Here is a 20,819-nt window from a genome sequence, read left to right on the forward strand (position 1 = left end):
GTACGCGAGCGGTAACGGTGGCCTCAAGGGCCTGGAAGACAGCCGATGAAGTCGATCAGTTCGTCCAGGTACGACTTGCTCGACAGCGACGGCTAACCGACGAGGACCCCATGTCGCTCTGGGCTGTGCTGGCGGAAGGAGTACTCCGCCAGCACGTAGGCGGCCCCGCGGTGATGCACGCCCAGCTGGAACACCTCGCGACTATGGCAGAGCGGCCCAACGTCACCGTCCAGGTGCTGCCGTTCTCGCGTGGCGCGCACTCAGGTATGTTCGGCCCGTACCTGCTGCTGAGCTTTCCCCAAGTGGCTTCACTGGACCTCGTGTTGACGGAGACCCCGACCGGCAATATCTGGATGGAGCAAGAACCGGAAGTCGCGTACTACCGCGCCCTCTTCGACGATGCCCGGACTACAGCACTGCCGCCGACGGAATCGCTCACCCTGATCCGCCGCATCGCCAAGGAGTACAGAGCATGACCCAGGACCACCCGATACGTCCCATTCTCGCGGATGCCGTATGGCGTGCCAGCAGCTACAGCGGCGGGCAAGGGAACTGCGTCGAGGTCGTCAACCAATTCCCCGACCTCGTCCCCGTCCGCGACAGCAAGCGCTCCACCGGCCCTGTAGTCGTCTTCGCCTCCCACGCGTGGCGCAACTTCATCGCCCACCTGAGCTGACCTCCGATTCCACCGTCACATGGAATCCCGCGCCATCATCCGACGCCGCCCCAAGGAGCACAGAGCATGAGCGACACACGCCACGGCACACCGGACTTGTCGGGCGCAATATGGCGCAGCAGTAGCTATAGCGGCGGACAGGGCGATTGCGTAGAAGTCGCTACCAATCTCCCCGCCCTCACCCCCATCCGCGACAGTAAAACCCCCACCGGCCCCCACCTCACCTTCACCCCCCGCGCCTGGCGCACCTTCATCACCCACCTGAGCTGACCCCACCCCGCCCTCGCCCCCCTCACACGCCGTCGAGTGAACCTCCGTTCCCCCAGACCCGATGGCATGCTGAACAGGGAACCACTCACAAGACGCGCACCCCACCCCACCGAAGGGAGGCAAGGATCATGATCGACAGATTCAGTGAAGGTCTGCTGACCCCCACCGAAACCTCCCAGTACCTCCAGATCCCCCGGTCCACTCTGGACACCTGGCTGCACGGAAAAGCCGCCGGCGCTCCGTTGGTCCACCACATCGCCCCCACACGGCGCAGCCAGCCCTCGGTCCCCTTCGTTGCGGTCGCCGAGGCGTACGTCCTGCGCTCTCTGCGTGAACTGGGCCTGCGGATGACCGAGATCCGGGAAGCCGCGGCAGCCGTACGTCGGGCCTTCAACACCCCGTACGGCCTGGTGTCGAAGCGCATCGCGACGGACGGGGTCGACATCTTCATCGACCACGGTCTGGGTGACCTACGCCGAGCCCGTGATGGCCAGGCGCCTATCCATGAGGTCGTGGCGGACTATCTGCGGTACCTCTCCTGGAACAGCGGCGATGAGTTTCCCTCCAGCCTCCGGCTCCGCCAGTACCCGGCGTCCGTTCCCGTGGTCATCGACCCACGCTTCGGCCATGGACTTCCCGTCGTGGCGGCCAACCGCGTCCCCGTAAGAGCCGTAGCCGATCTGTGGGACGCGGGCGAGTCGATCGAAGACATCGCCTACGAGTACGACATGGCCATCGAAGAGGTGGAAGAGCTCTGCCGAGCCGTGGTGCGCCTTGTCGCCTGAGTTCTTCCTCGACCGGAATCTCGGCCGGAGAGTCGCCGAGGAGTTGAGGCAGCGGGGGTGGGTCGTCCACCGTATCGCCGATGCATTTCCCACCGATGCCCAGGATGTTCCTGATGAGGACTGGATCAGGCACGGTCTCGGTCATGGCTGGGTCCCCCTCTCCAAGGACGGCCGGATCAAGACCCGGGACCGGGAGATCGAGCCGATCCGGGAGAGTTCGGCCGTCCTGTTCTATCTCGACAACCAGCAACTGCGGACCATGGACATGGTCGAGCGTCTGCATGCCAACCAGCACCGTATTCAGTCAGCTGTAGCTCGCGGCGGTCCCGCCGCGTATGCCGTCCGGGCGGACCGCATCGAGCGCACCTGGCCTTGACCCAGGGCTGCCCAACAACACCACCCCACCCCCACCCCTCCCCTCACGTTACGATCAGAGACTGGCCGTAGCCATGTGCGTGGCGGCGAACGATGCTTCCAGGTAGCCCCGGACCCGCATCCGCCCCGCCAAAGACCGCACGCGCCGCAGAGACGCAGACGCAGTGACTGAGGGAGACGCGAGACAGAGATGGCCCCGACCGCCGCCACGGCCCCCCTTCTTCGCGATGTCATCGACATCAAGACGTCGATCTCCACGTCCGACTTCGTCCTGAAGCTCGCCGAGGCAGTCACCAGTAAGGGCGCCGAGCGGGCGCTGCGTGACTACGTCGTCACCGAGCGCCTGCTCGAGAACTTCGACGAGGCGCTGAGCCTGATCAAGACGGGGCTGGACGGGCAGACGTCGAAGGCCGCGTACCTGCACGGCTCGTTCGGTTCGGGTAAGTCGCACTTCATGGCCGTACTGCACGCGCTACTGCACGGGGACGAGGCGGCCCGCGGCCGGTCGGACTTCGACCCGGTGCTGGCCAAGCACGAGTGGCTGAGCACGGAGGGCAAGCGGTTTCTGCTCGTGCCGTACCACATGCTCGGGGCGAAGTCCCTGGAGCAGCGGGTGCTCGGTGGGTACGTCAGTCATGTCAAGGCACTGCGCCCGGAGGCGTCCACGCCGCAGGTCTACCGGACCGACTCCCTCTTCGCGGACATCCAAGCGCTGCGGGAGCGCATGGGGGACGATCAGTTCATCGAGGGGCTAGCCGGGGCCGCGTCCGACGAGGCCGACGCCGTCGAGGGCGACGAGTGGGGTGACTCCTTCGCCTGGACGCCGGCGCTCCTGGAGACCGCTCTCGCCGCCGAGGAGCTGGACGGCGGCGAGGTGAACCTGAACCTCGTCAACCCGACCACCCCGGCCGAGCTGCGCGCCAAGCTGGTGCACGACGCGAGCAGCACCTGGTTCCCGGGGTTCGCGAAGAACGCGGCCGAGGACGAGCACGGGTTCATCTCGCTCGACGCCGGTCTGGCGGTGATCGCCGAGCACGCGAAGTCGCTGAAGTACGACGGACTGATCCTATTCCTGGACGAGCTGATCCTCTGGCTCGCGAACCGCATCCATGACCAGAAGTTCATCTCCCGCGAGACCGACAAGATCACCAACTTCGTGGAGGGTTCCGACTCGCGTCGCGCCATCCCGATCGTGTCGTTCATCGCCCGGCAGCGCGACCTGCGTGAGCTGGTGGGCCAGGAGGTCTCGGGAGCGGCCGAGACGGCGATTCAGGACAGCCTCAACCTGGCCTCCGGGCGCTTCGACCAGATCACCCTGGAGGACAGAAACCTCCCGCAGATCGCGCACGCACGTCTCCTGAAGCCGAAGGACACGGAGGCCGCCGCCAAGCTGGACGAGGCGTTCAAGAAGATCAAGCGGGTCGGGCCGCAGGTGTGGGACGTCCTGCTGGGGTCCGAGGAGGGGACGACCGGTGCCGACGAGGCGTCGTTCCGGCTGACGTACCCCTTCTCCCCCGCCTTCATGGACACCCTGGTCCACATCTCCTCGGCGCTGCAGCGCTCCCGTACGGGTCTGAAGCTGATGGGCCAGCTCCTCGCCGACCACCGCGACGACGCGACGCTGGAGCAGCTCATCCCACTCGGCGACCTGTACCCGGTCATCGCGGACGGCGGCGACAGACCCTTCGTCGACCGTCTGAAGGTGGAGTTCCAGGTCGCGGACAAGCTGTACAACACCAAGCTGCGGCCCTACCTCCTCGCGATGTACGACGTGACCGAGGAGGACATCGAGCGCTACCGCCGCCGTCCCGAAACCATCACCGACCAGGGGCTCCGTCAGCGGTGCAAGGCGTTCGTCGGTGACAACCGGCTGATGTGCACGCTCCTGCTGTCCGCGCTGGCTCCGAGCGTTCCCGCGCTGCGGGACCTGACGATCCGGCGACTCGCCGCGCTCAACCACGGCTCGGTCGTCTCCCCCATCCCCGGCGCCGAGGTCGGGGTGATCCAGTCGAAGGTCGACGAGTGGGCGGCACGGTTCCCGGAGATCAAGCCCACGGGTACCAAGGCCAACCCCGGTGTACGGCTCGAACTGGCCGGTGTGGACGTGGACTCCGTCCTCGCCAACGCCAACGTCAACAACAGCCGTTCCAACCGTCGTGCTCTCGCCAAGCGGCTGCTGGCCGAGGAGCTGGGCCTCGACCTCCAGGAGCGGCTCACGGCCGACGAGCTGAAGTTCGTGTGGCGTGGCTCGCACCGCACGGTGGAGGTCGTCTTCGGCAGCATCGCGGACAGCGACGACCTGCAGGACCACGAGTTCGCTCCCAGCCAGGAGGGGCTGTGGAGGATGATCGTCGCCCTGCCGTACGAAGAGGGCGAGTACGGTCCCCGCGACAACGCCAACCGTCTGGCCGGATTCCGCGACCTTCCCGGAGCTCGTCCCCGGACCGTCGGGTGGATCCCCACCCACCTCTCCGCCGCACGGTTCCAGGACTTCCAGCGGCTCGTCGTCATCCACTACGCCCTCGCCGACCAGCGGCGTTTCGACACCAGCTACGCCCAGCACCTCAACGCCGACAACCGGGCGCGGGCCAAGGCACTGCTGGAAAACCAACATGAAGCGCTAAGTAAAACCGTGAAGGCGGCCTTCAAGCAGGCGTACGGACTCGCGGCGAAGAAGCCCGGTGACGTCAACCCGGACTTCAACGAACACCTGGAACCACTGCCCGACGTACCGGACCTGCGTTTCTCCATCGGACAGTCCCTGCACGACGCCGCACGGAACGCAGCGGGCAAGCTGCTGGCCTACCAATTCCCCGCGCACCCAGACTTCGACCCGGACAGCACAGGAAGCGTCATCAAGCTCTCGGACGCGAAGACCGTGTTCGGGCACATCCGGACCGCCGCCGAAGCCAGTGACCGGCAGGCCGAGATCCCCGCCAAGGAGCGCGGACTCATGCGGCGGATCGCCGCGCCGCTCGGCCTGGGCCAGCAGAAGGAGGCGTACTTCCGGCTCTCCGCCCGCTGGCCGGAGCACTTCGCTCTCGAGGCGCGCAGTGAAGCCGGTATCGGCGACCTGAGCGTCGTCCATCTGAACGAGTGGATCGACCGACCCGTGCCGATGGGTCTTGAGCCGTTCCTAGCGAACCTCGTCATCGCGTCGTACGCGGAGATGGACGACCGAGTGTGGATGCGGGCCGGAGCGCTGCTCGATCCGTCCCCGGAGCTCTCGGCGATCAAGCCGCAGGACGCGCTGCGCTCCCAGCCGCTGCCGGAGGAGCGGGTCTGGGAGGAGGCGGGACGGCGGTTCTGGGAGATCTTCGGTGCCAATCCGCCCACATTGCGCCGAGGACGGATGGTCGGACAGTTCGCACGACGGATCAGCGAGCAGGTCCGGGAGTACCAGCCGCACGCCGTCGATCTGGTGGAGCAGTTGGAGAAGCGTGCGACGCTGCTCGGTCTGGACGGTACCGACGAGTCCGGTCGGCTGGCGATCGCCCGCCGGTCTCGGGACCTGCTGGACGAGTTGCGCGGCCTGGACCGGGGGGCTGCGGGTGGGTCCGCCGCCGCCAAGCAGATCATCTCCGCGTTCGCCGATTTCGACCTCGGCGAGGTGCCTACCAGCCGATACGGGGCATCGGTCAAGCAAGCCGAGGCCGTCGCCGCCGCCTTGGCGACCGCCGCCTGGGACATGCTCAAGCTCGCGCCCAAGTACGGGCCCGAGGGTGAGGCGGTGCTGGAGGAGCTGCGGGGTGCGGCGCGGGTCGACCAGCGCACCAAGGATCTCAAGGACGCACTGGCCGATGCGCGGCAGGCCATCGTCGCCGTCGTGGGCAATCAGGCTCCCCCGGCACCGCCTGTCGCACCGGAGCAGCCTCGCCTCACCCAGCCCGACGGGGTGCGTCTGGGCACGGACATCGGCCGGCCGCCGATCCCCTCGACCCACCCCGGTTCTGAGAGCGGCAAGGCACGTCGGGAGGGCGGGGGTCGGACCAAGGCGTCCCAGGCCCTGGCCGAGTTGCGGGCCGAGCTGGCGGAACTCGCGGCCAGCGAGCCCGACGCGACGATCGAGTTCACCTGGCGGGTCGTGGAATGAGTGTGAGTACAACGACGACGGGGTCGGTCACCGGAAGCGGCATCGGCGCGGCGCATCTCAACGCCGCGACCGTCACTCAGTACCTGGCGTCGGAGCAGGGTCTCGGGCCGGGCAAACGACGGGTCGTGCTGCTGCGTGCGGCGCCTTCCTGGAACGGTCCCGAAGAGGTGTCGTGGGGTGAGCACCGGCGGGCCAGGGTGGCCGCCGCGCCGTCCCCGCTCGGTGTGTACGAGTTGCTCCTCGCGCACCTGAAGCCGTCGGCGGCCGGTCCTGACGTACTGGTGGTGCTGACCGACCGGGAGGAAGCGGAGCTCGGGCCCGACCTGCTGGCCAAGGCGCACCGGCAGCGGGTCAACGCCGTCGACGCCTGGGACGTCGTACGGGAGTCGTTCGGTGCGGGTGCCTGCGACCACCGGCTGTTCGAGGAGAACTGGGCGGCCGAGGCGTTGCTGGACGCGGCTCCGCCGCGCGGAGGCTGGCAGAAGCTGGCGCGCGGTGTCCTGACCCGGCAGAAGGCGCTGACCGCGCTCGCCCAGCGCAGGCTGGGGATCGGCCGCTACGCTCCGGACGCGGAACCCGCCGAAGTCGGCGATGAGTTGGACATCCACACCTTGCTGCGCTGGTCCCTGGCATCCGGCGGACCGGAGAGGCTCCTGGCACTGCGGGTGCCTGAGCGGGCCGGGCTCGTACGGTTCCTCGGCGAGGAGGAGCAGGGGGGGTGGGCCGGACAGGCTCTGCTCGCGCTCGTGATGGCGGAACACGGGTCGGACGCCGTGGCGTTCGGACTGGTCTGCGCCGCGCTGTGGGGGCACACCGGTGCCGAGGCCGACGCGGACGACTACCGGTCCAGGGGGCGGGCCGAGCGCTGGTTCGGGGAGGAGCCGCCGGCTCGAGGCGAGCAACTGGACGCGCTCGCCGCCGCTTTCGGACGGGCGAGCGAGGAATTCGTCTCCGCTCTGCTGCTGGCAGAACGGTCGGAGAGCGACGAGGCGGTGGAGGCCGGGCGGCTGAGCGGTTTCGTGCTGGACCGGGCAGCGGCTCTGGTGCGTCAGTTGGGTGCGGAGCGGGCAGCGGGGACAAGTCCCTTGCTGGCGGCGGGTCTTGAAGCACGGTTCACGGCCGCCGGAGAGGCGCTGCTGAGTGGCGACGCCGAGCGGACCACAGTCGCCGTAGAGGCGCTCGGCGAACACCGGCTGGCCCGGGACCCGGACAACACCGTCCGTATCGGACGCGTGCGGATGGCCGAGCGGCTGGCACGGTGGCTCGCGACCGACCCGCCGGTGGAGACCGGCACGGTGTCGGACGCCGTCACCCGTCACATCGCCGAGACGGGCTGGGTGGACCTGGCGCTGGAGCATATCAAGGCCGGGGGTGATCCCGATGCGGTGCTGCGGTCCGCGTACGACGCCTTGTGCGCCTCGGTACATGAGCGCCGGCGCGCGATCGACCGGCACTTCGCCGGGGTGCTGGCCGCGCGGTCGGCGAGTGATCGTGGTCCGGGTTCGATGCTGACCGTGGAGACGTTCCTCCCTGAGATCGTCGCCCCCGTGGTGCGGGCCGGGGAGCGCCGGGTGCTGCTGCTCGTCCTCGACGGGATGAGCGCCGCCGTCGCCGCCGAGCTGGGCGAGCAACTGCGCGACCACTGGGTCGAGTACGACCCACAGCCCGGAACGAAGGACGCGCCGCAACGGCGCGCGATGGCGGCGGCGCTCCCCACGGTCACCGCCGTGTCCCGGACCTCGCTGTTCGCCGCGCAGTTGATGAAGGGGACGCAGGCCGACGAGAAGCGGCTGTTCCCCGGTCACCGGTTCTGGGGAGGCCAGGCCGTAGCGGTCTTCCACAAGGACGACCTGCGATCCGAGAGCAGTGGTGAGCAGTTCGGGACCGAGCTGCACGACGCTCTCGTCGGTGACCGTACACATGTCGCGGTGGTCCTCAACACCGTGGACGACCGGCTGGCCTCCGAGCGGAAACTCGGGGACGGCGCCTGGCGGCTGTCCGACATAGGGGGGCTGCGGGCGTTGCTGCGTGCCGCCGCCGATCAGGGTCGGGCGGTGATCCTGACCAGCGACCACGGCCATGTCGTGGATCGGCGTGCGATGCGGGTCGACGCTCAGGATGTACGGTCCGCCCGGCACCGGGGGCCCGGTGGTCCGCTCGCCGTGCAGGAGGTCGCGCTGAGCGGTCCGCGTGTCCTCGATCCCGAGCCGGAGAGTGAGATCGTCGCCCTCTGGGATGCCGATGCCCGCTATGTCTCCCGCAGGGCGGGGTATCACGGTGGAGCGGCGCTCGCGGAGTTCGCAATTCCGGTGCTGGCCTTCCTGCCTTTCGGTGCGAGGCCGCCGAGCGGCTGGCGGGAGCTGGCGAGCCAGCAACCGCCGTGGTGGTCGGCGACGTCGCAGGCGCAGGCGCCATGGGTTCCTGCCGCTGTGCCGCTTCCCGCTCCGACTCCCCAGAAACCACCCAAGCGGTCCAAGAACCAGACGGAACTCGCCAAGAGCCACGAGTCGTTGTTCGACGTGGCATTCGTTCCCTCCGACTCGGGGGACGGGACTCTGCTCTCCGCGACCCCCGTATCACCGGACGATGCCTTGGTCGAGGCCCTGCTCAGGTCCGAGGTCATGGCGGATCAGGTGCAACTGCTCGCCCGTAAGCCGGACATGGCACGGGTGGAGAAGGCCGTACGGGCCTTGGTGGACGCGGGAGGAACGCTGCCGGTGACCGCGTTGGCGCAGCGCATCGGACTGCCGGCCAGTCGTCCGGCCGATGGATTCGCGGCTGTGCTGCGGCAGTTGCTCAACTATGACGGTGTGCAGGTGCTGGAGACGTTGCCGGACGGGCGGACGTTGCGGCTGCATGTCGTGCGATTGCGGGATCAGTTCGGGGTGGGGTGACGGGGAGCCGGTCGCTTCGAGGGGACCGGCTCCCGCCCTCTCAGGTCAACTGACGCAACAGCCCGACGAACTGACGCAGTTCCTCGCAGCGCTGCGGTGACAGCGGCTCGGTGTCGAAGTGCGCGATCTGGTTGCGGATGTTGCGCACACGGTCAAGCTGATGGACGAACTGGCTCTGGTTCGCGACAGTCCAGTTGAGGGCCTGCCAGTTCTGGTTCGCCGCCGCGCACCTCGCTTCCAGCCGCTGCCCGTTCTTGTCGCGCTGATCACCGTTGAGCAGCCTCACGTACTGTCCGAACGTCAGGTCCGAGATCTTCCCCGTCTTCTGGTCGTGGCGCTGTACGTCTCGGATGGCGTCCTCGCCGATCTTCGCTCCGAGGCATTTCCGCAGACGGAGCTCGATCTCGCCGACGATGAAGAAGGGCCATGCCGTTGCGTCGAAGCGCTCGGTGACGTCCGCGGCCGTGACGATGCCGCTGATAGCGCCACTGTTGGCTCTGACCAGCACGTAGCCGTGCTCACAGATGGTGGCGAGCATCGCGAAGAAGTTGTCGTGGGCGTGCACGATCGGAGGGTCCGCCACGATCGCGTTGGCCAGGACAGCCTCCTTGCCCGTGCCGTACATCCTGGCCACCGAATGCCAGGTGACGACACCGACCACCGTGTACTGATCTTCCAGCACCGGAATCTGGGAGTAGTTATTCGTGTACATGGCATGCGTCGCCGCGGTGAGGTTCGAGGCGGGCGTGATGGAGTCGAGACCCTCGTTGGCACACGGAAGGTCGCCGATCGTGAAGGGTCGCTGCGGCAGCGTGCCCGGTGGCAGGTCCGACTCGTCTTCCTGCTCCTCGTCGGCTCCCTCGGACTGCTGCTCGGCGACGGTTTCTCGCGCCACGATGTGGATCTCGGAATGCCTGGCGCAGCTGGCGAAGTACGGCTCGGTCGCCAGACCGGCGTCCTTCAGTATCTGGTCGATGTGCAACTCGGCCGGTGTGTCACGCACTCGGGCACCGAAGTACGTCAGCAGCTTTACAAGCGGAATGCGCTGCCCTTTGAGCGCGAGCAGCTCTTCTTCGGAAGGTGTGAGGAACACGGCGGTGTTACCAGCCCTTCGCGTCGGAGTCGCCGCGGAAGACGGTCCGCTTGCCCATGGTGGACACCACAAGCTCCACCAACTGCTTGGCCCGGTTGACGTAGAACGCCTCGAAGTCCTGCGCGTGCAGCGCGACCGGGTCGACGAGGTGAGTGGCGACGATGTCGTCGAACCACTCGGCACGCACACCCGATTCGAGCGCCAGCGTCTTCAGATATCCACCGGGTGATCCGGCCATGCTCTTCGAAGCCCGCAACGACAGCGGCGTCTTGTTGACGATCGAGCTCGCCTTGGAGCTGTACTCACGGCAGTTCTTGTCGATCCACGCCTTGGGGAAGATCTGCCGTACGTCGACGCTGTACTCGTCGAGACGCGCGGCGTTCAGCGGTGCCTCGGTGAAGTACCAGTCCACCGCTCCCTGCTTGACCAGGAGCGCGTAGATCCCCTTGTAGGCGGCGCTGTTGCGCGTGGAGAGGGTGTCGAGCCGGTCCTCGGCAAACGTCGCCTCGGTGATCGTGTCGGGGACCACCTCGGTGTTGCCCTGCAACCGCTCGACGAGCTGCTCGACGTCACGGGTGAAGCGGCTCTCCGTCGATCCTCCGTACATCTCGCCGAGCACTCCGCACCAGTACCACCGGGTGATCAGCTCGTCGGCCATGTCCGTGTCCGTCCCCGCGTCGAGGATGGTCCGGACGGCGGCCAGGGGTACGAGCTGGGTGCGGTAGGGCAGATCGGCGGCGCGCACAATGCACTGCCGCTCCAGGAAGGTCCCCACCCACACGAGCGCCTCGGCCACTCGGGGTGCCAGCCGGACGAAGTCGGCGAGCGGCAGGTCCAGCAGGTCACGGCGTTTGCAGGACACAGCGCTGCGGGGGTTCGACTGCTTGAGTTCCCAGGTACGGACCAGGGCGACGGCCTGGAGGAAGTCGCTGCTGCTCAGTCCGTCCTCGACACCGGCCTCCATGCGGCCGAACACCGGGTAGGAGGAGGTCAGTTTCTTCTTGATGTCGGACCAGACGTCCGGCAGCTTGTAGTAGTCGCCGTTCGCGGCCACGTACTCCCGGTTGCCGGCGTAGGTGGCCGTCAGCAATTCGAAGACGTTGAGCGGCACACCGCCGGTGTTAACCCGCTCGAAGACCGCGCAAACGGCGTCCATGGTGGTGGAGGCGGCAAGTTTGATCATCGGTACCTGGAAGGACCGCATGCGGTCGAGGACATGCTCCTGGAACTCTCCCCACCGGTCCCAGTTGGCGTTGTCGACCCTCACGAACGCCTGGTGCCAGGCGTTCACCCGCTGGATGTCGAAGACGTAGTGCAGCGGGAAGTACCCGGCCGCGCACTCCCCCTCAACAGTGCTCAGGTCGATGGTGTCCCTACGGTTGAAGCCGGTCTTGAGAATCCGGTCCTCGGGCACGGAGACGATGGCCTCGTCACGGTCGGCCGGTGATCCGACGGCCTTGGCGATGTCGACGTAGTACCAGCGGCTGAGCGGCTTGTTGCGGGCGTCCACCGTCTCCACCGGACTGTCGCGGTGAAGCGCCTGGAACAGCGATGTCATGCGCTGCTGTCCATCCAGCAGAAGCAGGTCGGGCACCCGGTTCTCCGCGCTCTCGGCGCCTCGCAACGTCCGCGTCCGGAAGATGGAGGTGCCGTTGGTCTGCAAAGCCATCACCACGCCGAGCGGGTAGTCGAGGGTGACGGTCGCGATGAGCGCCCTGATGCGCTCGTCGTCCCACTTCCATTCACGCTGGAAATCGGGGAGTTGCAGAGTGCCGGTAGCGACGTCCGCGAGAACGTCACTGAGTTTCAGGCTGTCGAGTGCCACGCTGTGTCTTCCCGGGTCAGGTCCGAACGGTGAATCGCCACCGGTCACCGGCGGTGAACAGACAATTGCATCAATCCACTTGTGGGACGTCAAGGAGTAATTCTCTGATCGTCTACCAGGTTCCCTGCGGCGGAGCGTGGCTGTCCGGTCTGATGGGAAACTGTCGAAGTGAGCAAAGACAGCCCCGGTCGAAACGGACCCGTCAGCGCGGCCCGGCGCCGTGACGTGATCGACGCGTTGCGCCGGGGAGCCGTACCCGAAAGAGGGCTGGACCTGCTGGCGACCGGACTGGACCGGTTCCAGGCCGCGCTCGACGCGGAACTCGACGCCGTGGCCTCGGGCGCATCCGTGTTCAAGGCGGTACGCGGCGAGTACGGCTCGGGCAAGACGTTCTTCGCGCGCTGGCTCGGTGAGCGCGCCAAGCGGCGCGGCTTCGCTGTGGCCGAGATCCAGGTCTCGGAGACCGAGACGCCACTGCACAAGCTGGAGACCGTCTACCGCCGCCTCACCGAGCGGCTGACCACCCCCGGCTTTCCGCCCAGCGCGCTGCGGCCGGTCGTGGACGCCTGGTTCTACGAACTGGAGGAGGACGCGTTGGCGGCCGGAGCGTCCGAGGAGGAGCTTCCCCGCGAGGTCGAACGGCTGATGGAGGCCCGGCTCGCTGAAGTGTCCCGGCACGCACCGTCGTTCGCGACGGCGTTGCGGGGTTATCGCGCCGCACTGGCCGGCAGGGACGAAGCCACCGCCTCGGCGGTGATGGCCTGGCTGGGTGGTCAGCCTCATGTGGCAGCCGCCGCCCGCAGGGCGGCCGGAGTGCGCGGCGACCTCGACCACTTCGGAGCTCTCGGCTTCCTCCAAGGGTTGCTGACCGTCCTCCACGACTCCGGACACAAGGGCCTTCTCGTCGTCCTTGACGAGGTCGAGACCCTGCAGCGGGTCCGCTCCGACGCACGGGACAAGGCACTCAACGCACTGCGTCAGCTCATCGACGAGGTGCACTCCGGACGCTTCCCCCGCCTCTACCTGCTGATCACGGGGACTCCAGCGTTCTACGACGGCCGCCAAGGCGTCCAACGGCTGGCACCGTTGGCCCAGCGGCTGGCGACCGACTTCACCACAGACTCCCGCTTCGACAACCCTCGTGCCGTACAGCTACGGCTCCCCGGGTTCACTCTCGATTCGCTGATCGGTCTGGGACTGACCATCCGGGACCTGTACGCGACCGGTGCCGCTGTCCCGGAGCGGGTGAGGCAGGTCGTGGACGATGCGTACGTCGCGGATCTGGCCCAGGCCGTCGGCGGAGCGCTCGGAGGCAAGGTAGGGGTCGCACCCCGGCTGTTCCTCAAGAAACTCGTCGGTGACGTCCTGGACCGGGTCGATCAGTTCGAGGACTTCGATCCCCGCAAGGACTACGCTTTGACGGTCGACGCGGCCGAACTGAACGAGGTCGAGCGCAACGCCGCGGCCGAGAATGCCGACGACATCGACCTGGACCTTCCGTGAGTGAAGGCACGCCCGATCCTCTGGAACAGCTTCATCCCGGGTTGGTCCATCACGTCGTAAACACCCTCGGGTGGCCCGGTCTACGTCCGCTCCAGGCGGAGGCCATCGCACCGCTCACAGCAGGATCAGACGCCATCCTGCTAGCTCCCACCGCCGGCGGGAAGACCGAGGCCGCGTGCTTCCCCCTGCTGTCCCGCATGGCCCAGGAGAAATGGGACGGCACCTCAATCCTCTACGTTTGCCCCCTCAAGGCGCTTCTGAACAACCTGCTGCCACGCCTCGAGATGTACGCCTCCTGGCTCGGGCGTACAGCGGCTCTCTGGCACGGCGACGTCACAGCCGTCCGCCGCAAGCGGATCCTCCGTGAGCGGCCCGATGTCCTGCTGACCACGCCCGAGTCTCTCGAGGCGATGCTGGTCAGCGCGAACGTGGATCATCGCGCGTTCTTCTCCGGGTTGCGTGCGATCGTCGTGGACGAAGTGCACGCGTTCGCCGGTGACGACCGGGGGTGGCATCTGCTGGCTGTGCTCGAGCGGCTGGAGCGGGTGGCCGGACAGGCGGTCCAGCGGGTGGGGCTGTCCGCGACCGTCGGCAATCCCGATGAGTTGCTGACGTGGCTGCAGGGTTCAGCGGCCGGACGGCGTGAAGCGCGGGTGGTCGCTCCCCACCTCCGTGAGAAGACCCCGGAACTTCCTCCTCCCGGTGACATTCAGCTCGACTACGTGGGCTCCCTCGCCAATGCCGCGACCGTGATCGCCGCGCTCCACAGGGGTGAGAAGCGGCTGGTGTTCTGCGAATCGCGCAAGCAGGTCGAGGAATTGGGTTCGGCACTACGCGTCAAGGGCATCACGACATTCCTTTCCCACGCGTCCCTGTCCATGGACGAGCGGCGCCGGGCAGAAGAAGCTTTCGCGGAGGCACGCGACTGTGTGATCGTTTCCACGAGCACGCTGGAACTGGGCATCGACGTCGGTGATCTCGACAGAGTGATCCAGATCGACGCTCCGGGCACTGTCGCCTCCTTCCTGCAGCGACTCGGGCGAACAGGTCGACGGCCGGGCTCTGAGCGCAACTGTCTGTTCCTCACCACGGACGACGCCGGTCTGCTGTCGGCCGCCGCGCTCCTTCTCCTGTGGTCGCGTGGCTGGGTCGAACCGGTCGTCGCTCCTCCGGAACCCCGGCACATCGTCGCTCAACAAGTGCTGGCGCTCTGTCTGCAGGAACATCAGGTGGGCGAGCACCTGTGGCAGGAGTGGTGGGGAGGGCTCGGTCCGTTCGGCCACCCCGCCGAACCGGTAGTGCGCCACCTCGTCACCGAGGGTTACCTGGACCGGGACAACGGAATGCTGTTCATCGGCCCCGAAGCCGAACAGCGCTTCGGATACCGGCACTTCATGGATCTGACCGCCGTGTTCACCGCCGCTCCAGAGTTCACTGTGCTGTCGGGCCGGACGGAGATCGGCACCACGGATCCGGCTCTCCTCACGGACGAGGTCGTGGGACCGCGTCGGCTGTTGCTCGCCGGACGCAGTTGGCAGGTGACCTACATCGACTGGTCTCGCCGCCGCTGTTTCGTGGAGTCCGTCGAGAGGGGTGGCCGGGCCCGGTGGGGTGGCTTCGGCGTCGCCCGAACGGCCTCCTACGAACTCAGTCGGGCCGCACGCGAGGTCCTGCTCGGCGCCACGCCTCCGGTCCGGTGTACGCGGCGCGCGGAAAGCATGCTCACTCAGGTACGCGCGGCCAGCTCCGAACTGGTGTGGCACGAAGGCAACGTCATCGTCCGCGGCGGACGCGACACCAATGTGAGGTGGTGGACGTGGGCGGGGCAGCGCGCTAATACCACGCTGGCCGCGTCGCTCACCTCGATCGCCGACCCTCTGCAACGCCCCACAGACACGTACGTGCGGCTACGGGAGGACGTGACTCCTCAGGAGTGGGGGAAGGCAGTCTCTGATGCGCAGGAGCACCTCTCTTTGCCAATGGTCAATCCCCGCGCCCTCGGTGGGCTGAAATTCGGTGTGGCTCTGCCTCACCGTCTGGCCGAGGCGACACTCGCTGCTCGCTTGGCAGACCTGCACGGTGCTACGGCTGCACTCGGACAATCCGTCAGATTCACGAACTGCGCCGACTGATCCGGACAGGCCGCGCGCTGCCGCGCGCCTCGCCGTCAGCGGGCGGCGTGGTTCTGTCAACTTCTGAACTCCCCTAGGGCGAGACGTCGTTGATGGGTCCGCGCTCACTCGGTTCAGTGACTTCAGTGCCGTTCGGGTAACTGGCTCAGCCTGTCGGGGTTGTCCAGGTGACTGCTCGGGAAATGCGGGTGGAATATTCGGTTGGAGGGATGTAGTGGCAAGGAAGCGTGTGATGCGGATCGTCGCCGGGATCGCCGCAGGGGGTGCGATCGCGTTGGGCATGCCGGGGTCGGCGCATGCCACTGCCGTTGGGGCGACTCCGGTGCGGACGTTCGAGTACAGCGTCGGCGGGATGACCGTGAAGGTGCCGACGGGGTGCATGTTCACGCATGCGATCAAGGGGAGCGGGCGGAGAATCACGTACCAGAACGCCGGGGTGGACTGTGCGTTCGTGGCGGCGCTCAGCAGTGGGTTCTGCAACTGGCGGATCGACTTCACGTACTCCGACACGAACAACAAGGTTTATCGGACGTCACGCGGTGTGACGCACAGTGAGTGCAAGATCGACCCTATGCGGAACAACTCCCCTCAGACACTGCCGCGTTATGGCAAAGCGTGCGCGCATCTGTATGTCAGCGGGGTGCGGAGGGTGAGTCAGTGTCATCACGTGACGAAGTGAGGGGTGTTGTGGGCGAGGGGCAGGAGGGCTGGTTGCGGCGGGTCGGAGTGGCGGGCTTTGTCGCGGGAGTTGTGGTGGGGCTCGTCTTCTTCGCGTTCTTCCCGGGGTTGCCGCATGTCATCGACTGGGGTGCGGTGATCGTGTCGTTGGGGGTGGGGGGTGTGGCCCGGTGGGGGTGTCTGGCGTGGGGGCGTAGGAAGGTTTCCGGTGGGGAGGGGGGTGGGGGGTGATCCCCTCGGGAGGGGGGCCGCTCGAGAGGGGGCCGCTCAGGAGGGGTGGTCGTTCGGGAGGGGTAGCCCGAAGTGACCCTCCGTTGATCACGCCGGCCGCTTCCGGGGCGTCGTCTTCTTCGCGGGTGCCGCCTTCTTCGCTGCCGCCGTCTTCGGGGGCGCTGCCTTCGCGGGCGTCGCCTTCTTCGCCGATGTCCTTCTGCGGGCCGGGAGTTGCTTGACCTCCGCGTCCGCCTCCGCCTCCGTCCCCGCCTCCTCTCCCCTCGACGCCTTCGCCGCGTTCACGCTCTTCTCCAGTGCCGCCATGAGGTCGAGGACCTTGGCGGAGGAGGGGGCCGCGGGGGTCTCGGTGGGGGTCTCGCCGGAGGACTTTGTGGCGATCAACTCCTCCAGCGCCTCCCGGTATTCGTCGTGGAGGTCGGAGAGGTCGACCTCGCCCAGCGTGTCCATCAAAACGTCCGCGAGGTCCAACTCCTCGGGGCGGATGGTGACTTCTGTCTCGGGGGCGACGCCTTCGGGGACGCGGACCTCGTCCGGCCAGAGGAGGCCGTGCATCGCTATCGCGTCACCGACCACGCGGAGCATGCCGAGGCGTTCGCGGCCACGGAGGGCGTATTTCGCGACGGCGACTCTGTTGCTGCGCTTCAGGGCCTCGCGAAGGAGCGTGTACGGCTTCGCCGCGGGGACGCCGGCCGCCGCGAGGTAGTACGCCGTGTCCATCTGAAGGGGGTCGATCCGGTCGGCCGGGACGAAGGCGACGATCTCGATGGTGCGGGCGGTGGGGAGGGGCAGGTGGGAGAGGTCGTCGTCGGTGATGGGGACGATCGTGCCGTCGGCCTCCTCGTACCCCTTGCCGATCTCCGCCGTCGCGACCTCACGGTCCTCCAGCTCACAGACCTTGCGGTAGCGGATACGGCCGCCGTCCTCGGTGTGGATCTGCCGGAAGGAGACGGAGTGGCTCTCGGTGGCGTTGACCAGCTTGATCGGGATGCTGACCAAACCGAAGGAGATGGCGCCGTTCCATATGGATCGCACGGTTGACGTCCCTTCCATCCCGATAGTCACCGTTTTGCGTGATTCTTATCGTATGACGCCTATCATCTCCGTGGACGGGCGGCGGCTCGCGCTCAGCAATCTGGAGAAGGTGCTGTACCCGGCGGACGGGTTCACCAAGGGGGAGGTGCTGCACTACTACGCGACCGTCGCGGACGTCCTGCTGCCGCACCTGCGGGACCGGGCCGTGTCGTTCCTGCGCTATCCGGACGGGCCCGACGGCCAGGTCTTCTTCACCAAGAACGTGCCGCCCGGCACCCCCGAGTGGGTCACGAAAGCGCAGGTCACACGGTCGGACGGGGTCGCGCGGATGGTCGTCGTACAGGATCTCGCGAGCCTGATGTGGGCGGCCAACCTGGTCGCCGAGTTCCACACCCACCAGTGGACGCTCACCCACCCCGACCACGCCGACCGCCTCGTCCTCGACCTCGACCCCGGCCCGCCCGCCGGCGTCGCCGAGTGCTGCCGGGTCGCGCTGTGGCTGCGGGAGCGGCTCGCGGCGGACGGGATCGAGGCGTTCGTGAAGACGTCCGGCGCGAAGGGGCTGCACCTCCTCGCGCCGGTCCGCGACGCGTCACCCGAACAGGTGAGCGAGTACGCCAGGCGGCTCGCCGTCGAGGCGGAGACGGCGCTGCCCGCTCTCGTCGTCCACCGCATGAACCGGGGCCTGCGCCCCGGCAAGGTCTTCCTCGACTGGAGCCAGAACGCCGCCCGCAAGACGACCGCCACCCCCTACACCCTCCGCGCCCGCCCGGAGGCCACGGCTTCCACGCCGGTGCGGTGGGAGGAGATCGCGGAGTGCCGGGACGGCCTCGTGTTCCGCGCGGGGGACGTCGTACCCCGCATCCAGAAGTACGGGGACCTGCTCGCGCCACTGTTCGAGGCGGACCGGGCGGGACGGCTACCTCAGGGGTAGCTCCTGAGCCGTACGACGGCCAGGGCCCCGAGTCGTACCGCTCAGGTACGTCATACCCTCCCCCAGGTCCCCCGGTCCCGGGCCATCGCGTGCAGCGCCTCCACGTCCGCCGGTTTCAGCACCCCGCCCTGCCGTCCCAGCTCCGGCAGCGCGTCGTCCCGTAGTACCCGTACCTCTCGCAGGGGAGCCGTCACCCGTACCTCGCTCGCGCCGACGACCGCGAGGACGGGCCGTACCTCGGCGGTCAGCGCGTACGACGCCCGCGCCGCTTCCGCGCGGAGCCGGTGCAGGAGCGGGCGGCCCTCGCGGCGGCCCAGCGTGACCATCGGGTCGGCGACGAGGACGCGCAGCTTGCGGGCGTACAGCGTGTGGACGGCGTAGAGGCCGGCGGGGCCGATCGCGAGGTGGTGGAGGCGGTCGCCGCCGGGCAGCGGGACGGAGTGGAGGGTGTGCCAGCCGGCGCCGTCGAGTGCGTCCAGCGCGTCGCCGACCGTCTGCTCGGCGGTCAGGGCGCGGCGCCGGGGGTCCGGGCGAAGGCGTGAGCCGGTGGGCGGGGTGCGGTCGAGGGCGACGAGGAGGGCCTCGCCGGGGCGGTTGGGGGCGAGGTCGTCGTCCGGGTGGAGGGCGAGGAGCGCCAGTTCGGCGGGGGTGGGGACGGGGGGCGGGCCGACCGTGACCGGGCCGGTGAGGAAGGGGGCGAGCGCCGTCATGACGTCGGCTCTGCTGTCGTCGCTCAGCAGGTTGACCCTGGCCGCCTCACGGTCGTACCAGGCGATGTTCCGTCCGTCGGTCAGGCAGACGTAGAGCCGTTCCTGGCCGTGGCGCCAGGTCGGTACGACGCGCAGTCCCGTCATGCACCATCACCCCACGGACCATGGGAACAGGAGCGGTACGCCAGGGGCAAGAAGGCGGTTACCTTTGGCGCGAGTTGGGCAGGCCACTGGCAGATCCCTTGCACACGTCCCGTAATACCTCCGAGGCAGATTCCGGTGAGCGCGCGTTCGGGAGGCGTTGTTGCGGACCCGCAGGAAACAGCCCGATGTACCGGCCCCCGACAGCCCGTGGAACGAGATCGTGCCCGGTCTGTGGATGGGCGGTCACGAGTTCCGGGGCCGTTCCGGACATGTGGAACGGGCCGTCGTACGCGATCAGTTCGACCTGGTGCAGACGCTGCTGCGATTACCGGGGTACGGGCCCGACTCCGGCGTCGAGCATCACATCTGGGACATTCCCGACGGGCCGCTCGACGGGACCCAGCTCGCGGGGGTCATCCGGCTCGCCCGCGCGGCGAGCGAGGCGCTCGACGAGGGACGGCGGGTGCTGGTCCGCTGCTTCCACGGCTACAACCGGTCCGGGCTGGTCGTCGCCCACGCGCTGGGACTTCGGGGGTACGGGGCGGAGGAGGCGATCCGGCTGATCCGCGGGCGGCGCTCGCCGTGGGCGCTGCACAACGAGCTGTTCGTCGAGTACCTGCGGGCGGGGCTGCCGACGGCCCGGTTACTGGAGGAGCTGGCCGAGTGAAGGGGTGAGTAATCGTTTCGCCTCGGGGGCGGCGAGGAGCGCTTCGCGGTGGGCAGGGCGAGGAGCGCCTCGCGGTGGGCGGAAAAATGCCGGGCGGGTCACCCCCGGCCCCTCCTACCCTGGCGTCGAACATTCGATCGACCTGGCGGCGGTGGCGTGACAAGGGCGTACAAGGCTTTGCGGGATGCGGAGTTGAGGAAGGCGTTCGACGTGTGGGGCGGGTATCTGGCCGCCCGCACCGGGGAGGACCCGCTGGTCCTGGACCGCCTGAGGTCCCTGCTGGAGTCGGCTCGCGAGAACGCCGCCGAGCAGGATCTCACCTGGGCGCGCGAGCTGGTGGACCGGATGTACGAGGAGGCCCGGGAGGGCGGTCTGCGCTGGGCACCCACGCGACCCCGGCCGCGCGAGGCGGACGCACAGGCACGGGACTACGCCAAGGACGTGCTCCCGGAGATGCTTTCGCGTCAGTTGCGGGATCGGATCGACTCCGTACGCTCCTCGGTGAGCTTCCTGGAACGGCGCTTCCGGGATGCGCCCGGTCTCGACGAGGCCGTCCGGCAGGACGCCCTCTACCTCGCCATCCGGGCCGAGACAGCGCTCGACCTCGTACATCTCCGGCCCGCGGAACGGGAGTTGGAGCGGCTCAGGGCGCTGGCCCGGTGGTGGGGGTTGGTGGACTGAGGGGGGTTGCGGGTGCTGCCCGCTGCGAGGCCGTCTCCGCAGCCCGTACCCCCCTCTTGCCCATCCCTTGGTCCAGTCCGGTACGCAAAAAGG

Annotated in this window: 17 protein-coding genes; 13 read left to right on the forward strand and 4 right to left on the reverse strand. The window is 68.1% G+C overall.

The window, feature by feature from the left end:
- From ABZX85_RS02075 to pglZ, 7 genes are all read left to right on the forward strand, one after another.
- On the forward strand, positions 1-476 hold a 476-nt coding region (locus tag ABZX85_RS02075; RefSeq protein ID WP_355861675.1), incomplete at its 5' end, for a DUF5753 domain-containing protein.
- Complete coding sequence (locus ABZX85_RS02080; protein WP_355861677.1) at positions 473-676, forward strand: DUF397 domain-containing protein; 204 nt, start codon at positions 473-475, stop codon at positions 674-676. The genes ABZX85_RS02075 and ABZX85_RS02080, both read left to right, overlap by 4 nt.
- 66 nt (positions 677-742) lie before the next feature.
- The gene (locus ABZX85_RS02085; RefSeq protein WP_355861679.1) at positions 743-946 is read left to right on the forward strand and encodes a DUF397 domain-containing protein; all 204 of its coding nucleotides are present in this window, start codon (positions 743-745) and stop codon (positions 944-946) included.
- 128 nt (positions 947-1,074) lie between these two features.
- Positions 1,075-1,731 (forward strand): DUF433 domain-containing protein, encoded by a 657-nt coding sequence (locus ABZX85_RS02090; protein WP_355861682.1) that lies wholly within the window; start codon positions 1,075-1,077, stop codon positions 1,729-1,731.
- Positions 1,721-2,107, forward strand: coding sequence for a toxin-antitoxin system, toxin component, PIN family protein (locus tag ABZX85_RS02095; protein WP_355861684.1), 387 nt, complete (start codon positions 1,721-1,723; stop codon positions 2,105-2,107). Before ABZX85_RS02090 ends, ABZX85_RS02095 begins: the two co-directional genes overlap by 11 nt.
- A 189-nt stretch (positions 2,108-2,296) precedes the next feature.
- Complete coding sequence (locus tag ABZX85_RS02100) at positions 2,297-6,199, forward strand: phage resistance protein (RefSeq protein ID WP_355861686.1); 3,903 nt, start codon at positions 2,297-2,299, stop codon at positions 6,197-6,199.
- Positions 6,196-9,093: a BREX-2 system phosphatase PglZ gene (gene pglZ / locus ABZX85_RS02105; protein WP_355861688.1), complete on the forward strand. Its 2,898-nt coding sequence runs from the start codon at positions 6,196-6,198 to the stop codon at positions 9,091-9,093. Before ABZX85_RS02100 ends, pglZ begins: the two co-directional genes overlap by 4 nt.
- A gap of 40 nt (positions 9,094-9,133) precedes the next feature.
- Here pglZ and ABZX85_RS02110 read toward each other — a convergent pair whose 3' ends face one another.
- The gene (locus tag ABZX85_RS02110; RefSeq protein ID WP_355861690.1) at positions 9,134-10,186 is read right to left on the reverse strand and encodes a CBS domain-containing protein; all 1,053 of its coding nucleotides are present in this window, start codon (positions 10,184-10,186) and stop codon (positions 9,134-9,136) included.
- A 7-nt stretch (positions 10,187-10,193) separates the two neighbouring features.
- Positions 10,194-12,011 carry a DUF262 domain-containing protein gene (locus tag ABZX85_RS02115; protein ID WP_355861692.1) on the reverse strand — a complete coding sequence of 606 codons (1,818 nt, stop codon included), beginning with the start codon at positions 12,009-12,011 and terminating at the stop codon, positions 10,194-10,196.
- A gap of 168 nt (positions 12,012-12,179) precedes the next feature.
- Here ABZX85_RS02115 and brxD point away from each other — a divergent pair, with 168 nt between their 5' ends.
- The 3 genes from brxD to ABZX85_RS02130 all read left to right on the forward strand — a co-directional run bounded on the left by brxD (position 12,180) and on the right by ABZX85_RS02130 (position 16,325).
- Positions 12,180-13,514 carry a BREX system ATP-binding protein BrxD gene (gene brxD, locus ABZX85_RS02120; RefSeq protein ID WP_355861694.1) on the forward strand — a complete coding sequence of 445 codons (1,335 nt, stop codon included), beginning with the start codon at positions 12,180-12,182 and terminating at the stop codon, positions 13,512-13,514.
- A complete protein-coding gene (locus ABZX85_RS02125; RefSeq protein ID WP_355861696.1) occupies positions 13,511-15,646 on the forward strand; it encodes a DEAD/DEAH box helicase in 2,136 nt (711 codons plus the stop codon). The genes brxD and ABZX85_RS02125 overlap by 4 nt, the downstream gene beginning before the upstream one ends.
- A gap of 232 nt (positions 15,647-15,878) precedes the next feature.
- Positions 15,879-16,325 carry a hypothetical protein gene (locus ABZX85_RS02130; RefSeq protein ID WP_355861698.1) on the forward strand — a complete coding sequence of 149 codons (447 nt, stop codon included), beginning with the start codon at positions 15,879-15,881 and terminating at the stop codon, positions 16,323-16,325.
- Between the two features lie 317 nt (positions 16,326-16,642).
- Here ABZX85_RS02130 and ABZX85_RS02135 read toward each other — a convergent pair whose 3' ends face one another.
- Positions 16,643-17,590, reverse strand: coding sequence for a Ku protein (locus ABZX85_RS02135; protein ID WP_355861700.1), 948 nt, complete (start codon positions 17,588-17,590; stop codon positions 16,643-16,645).
- Positions 17,591-17,642: 52 nt separating this feature from the next.
- On the opposite strand from ABZX85_RS02135, the gene ligD reads away from it, so the two are divergent.
- The gene (ligD, locus tag ABZX85_RS02140) at positions 17,643-18,524 is read left to right on the forward strand and encodes a non-homologous end-joining DNA ligase (protein ID WP_355861702.1); all 882 of its coding nucleotides are present in this window, start codon (positions 17,643-17,645) and stop codon (positions 18,522-18,524) included.
- 50 nt (positions 18,525-18,574) lie between these two features.
- On the opposite strand, the gene ABZX85_RS02145 is transcribed toward ligD, so the two are convergent.
- A complete protein-coding gene (locus ABZX85_RS02145) occupies positions 18,575-19,378 on the reverse strand; it encodes a nuclease-related domain-containing protein (protein WP_355861704.1) in 804 nt (267 codons plus the stop codon).
- Between the two features lie 160 nt (positions 19,379-19,538).
- Here ABZX85_RS02145 and ABZX85_RS02150 point away from each other — a divergent pair, with 160 nt between their 5' ends.
- Both ABZX85_RS02150 and ABZX85_RS02155 read left to right on the forward strand, forming a co-directional pair.
- Positions 19,539-20,045 (forward strand): dual specificity protein phosphatase family protein, encoded by a 507-nt coding sequence (locus ABZX85_RS02150; protein ID WP_355861706.1) that lies wholly within the window; start codon positions 19,539-19,541, stop codon positions 20,043-20,045.
- Positions 20,046-20,201: 156 nt separating this feature from the next.
- On the forward strand, positions 20,202-20,726 hold the full coding sequence (locus ABZX85_RS02155) for a hypothetical protein (RefSeq protein WP_355861708.1): 525 nt from the start codon (positions 20,202-20,204) through the stop codon (positions 20,724-20,726).
- The last annotated feature ends 93 nt before the right edge of the window (positions 20,727-20,819 follow it).

Source organism: Streptomyces sp. NPDC004539 (assembly GCF_040610055.1).
Classification (GTDB): Bacteria; Actinomycetota; Actinomycetes; order Streptomycetales; family Streptomycetaceae; genus Streptomyces.

Bases quoted from the DNA above. Each gene is read 5' to 3' on its own strand.
- ligD (WP_355861702.1), top strand. From the start codon at position 17,643: ATGACGCCTATCATCTCCGTGGACGGGCGGCGGCTCGCGCTCAGCAAT.
- ABZX85_RS02085 (WP_355861679.1), top strand. From the start codon at position 743: ATGAGCGACACACGCCACGGCACACCGGACTTGTCGGGCGCAATATGG.
- ABZX85_RS02090 (WP_355861682.1), top strand. From the start codon at position 1,075: ATGATCGACAGATTCAGTGAAGGTCTGCTGACCCCCACCGAAACCTCC.
- ABZX85_RS02080 (WP_355861677.1), top strand. From the start codon at position 473: ATGACCCAGGACCACCCGATACGTCCCATTCTCGCGGATGCCGTATGG.
- ABZX85_RS02145 (WP_355861704.1), bottom strand. From the start codon at position 19,378: ATGACGGGACTGCGCGTCGTACCGACCTGGCGCCACGGCCAGGAACGG.
- ABZX85_RS02100 (WP_355861686.1), top strand. From the start codon at position 2,297: ATGGCCCCGACCGCCGCCACGGCCCCCCTTCTTCGCGATGTCATCGAC.
- pglZ (WP_355861688.1), top strand. From the start codon at position 6,196: ATGAGTGTGAGTACAACGACGACGGGGTCGGTCACCGGAAGCGGCATC.
- ABZX85_RS02130 (WP_355861698.1), top strand. From the start codon at position 15,879: ATGCGGATCGTCGCCGGGATCGCCGCAGGGGGTGCGATCGCGTTGGGC.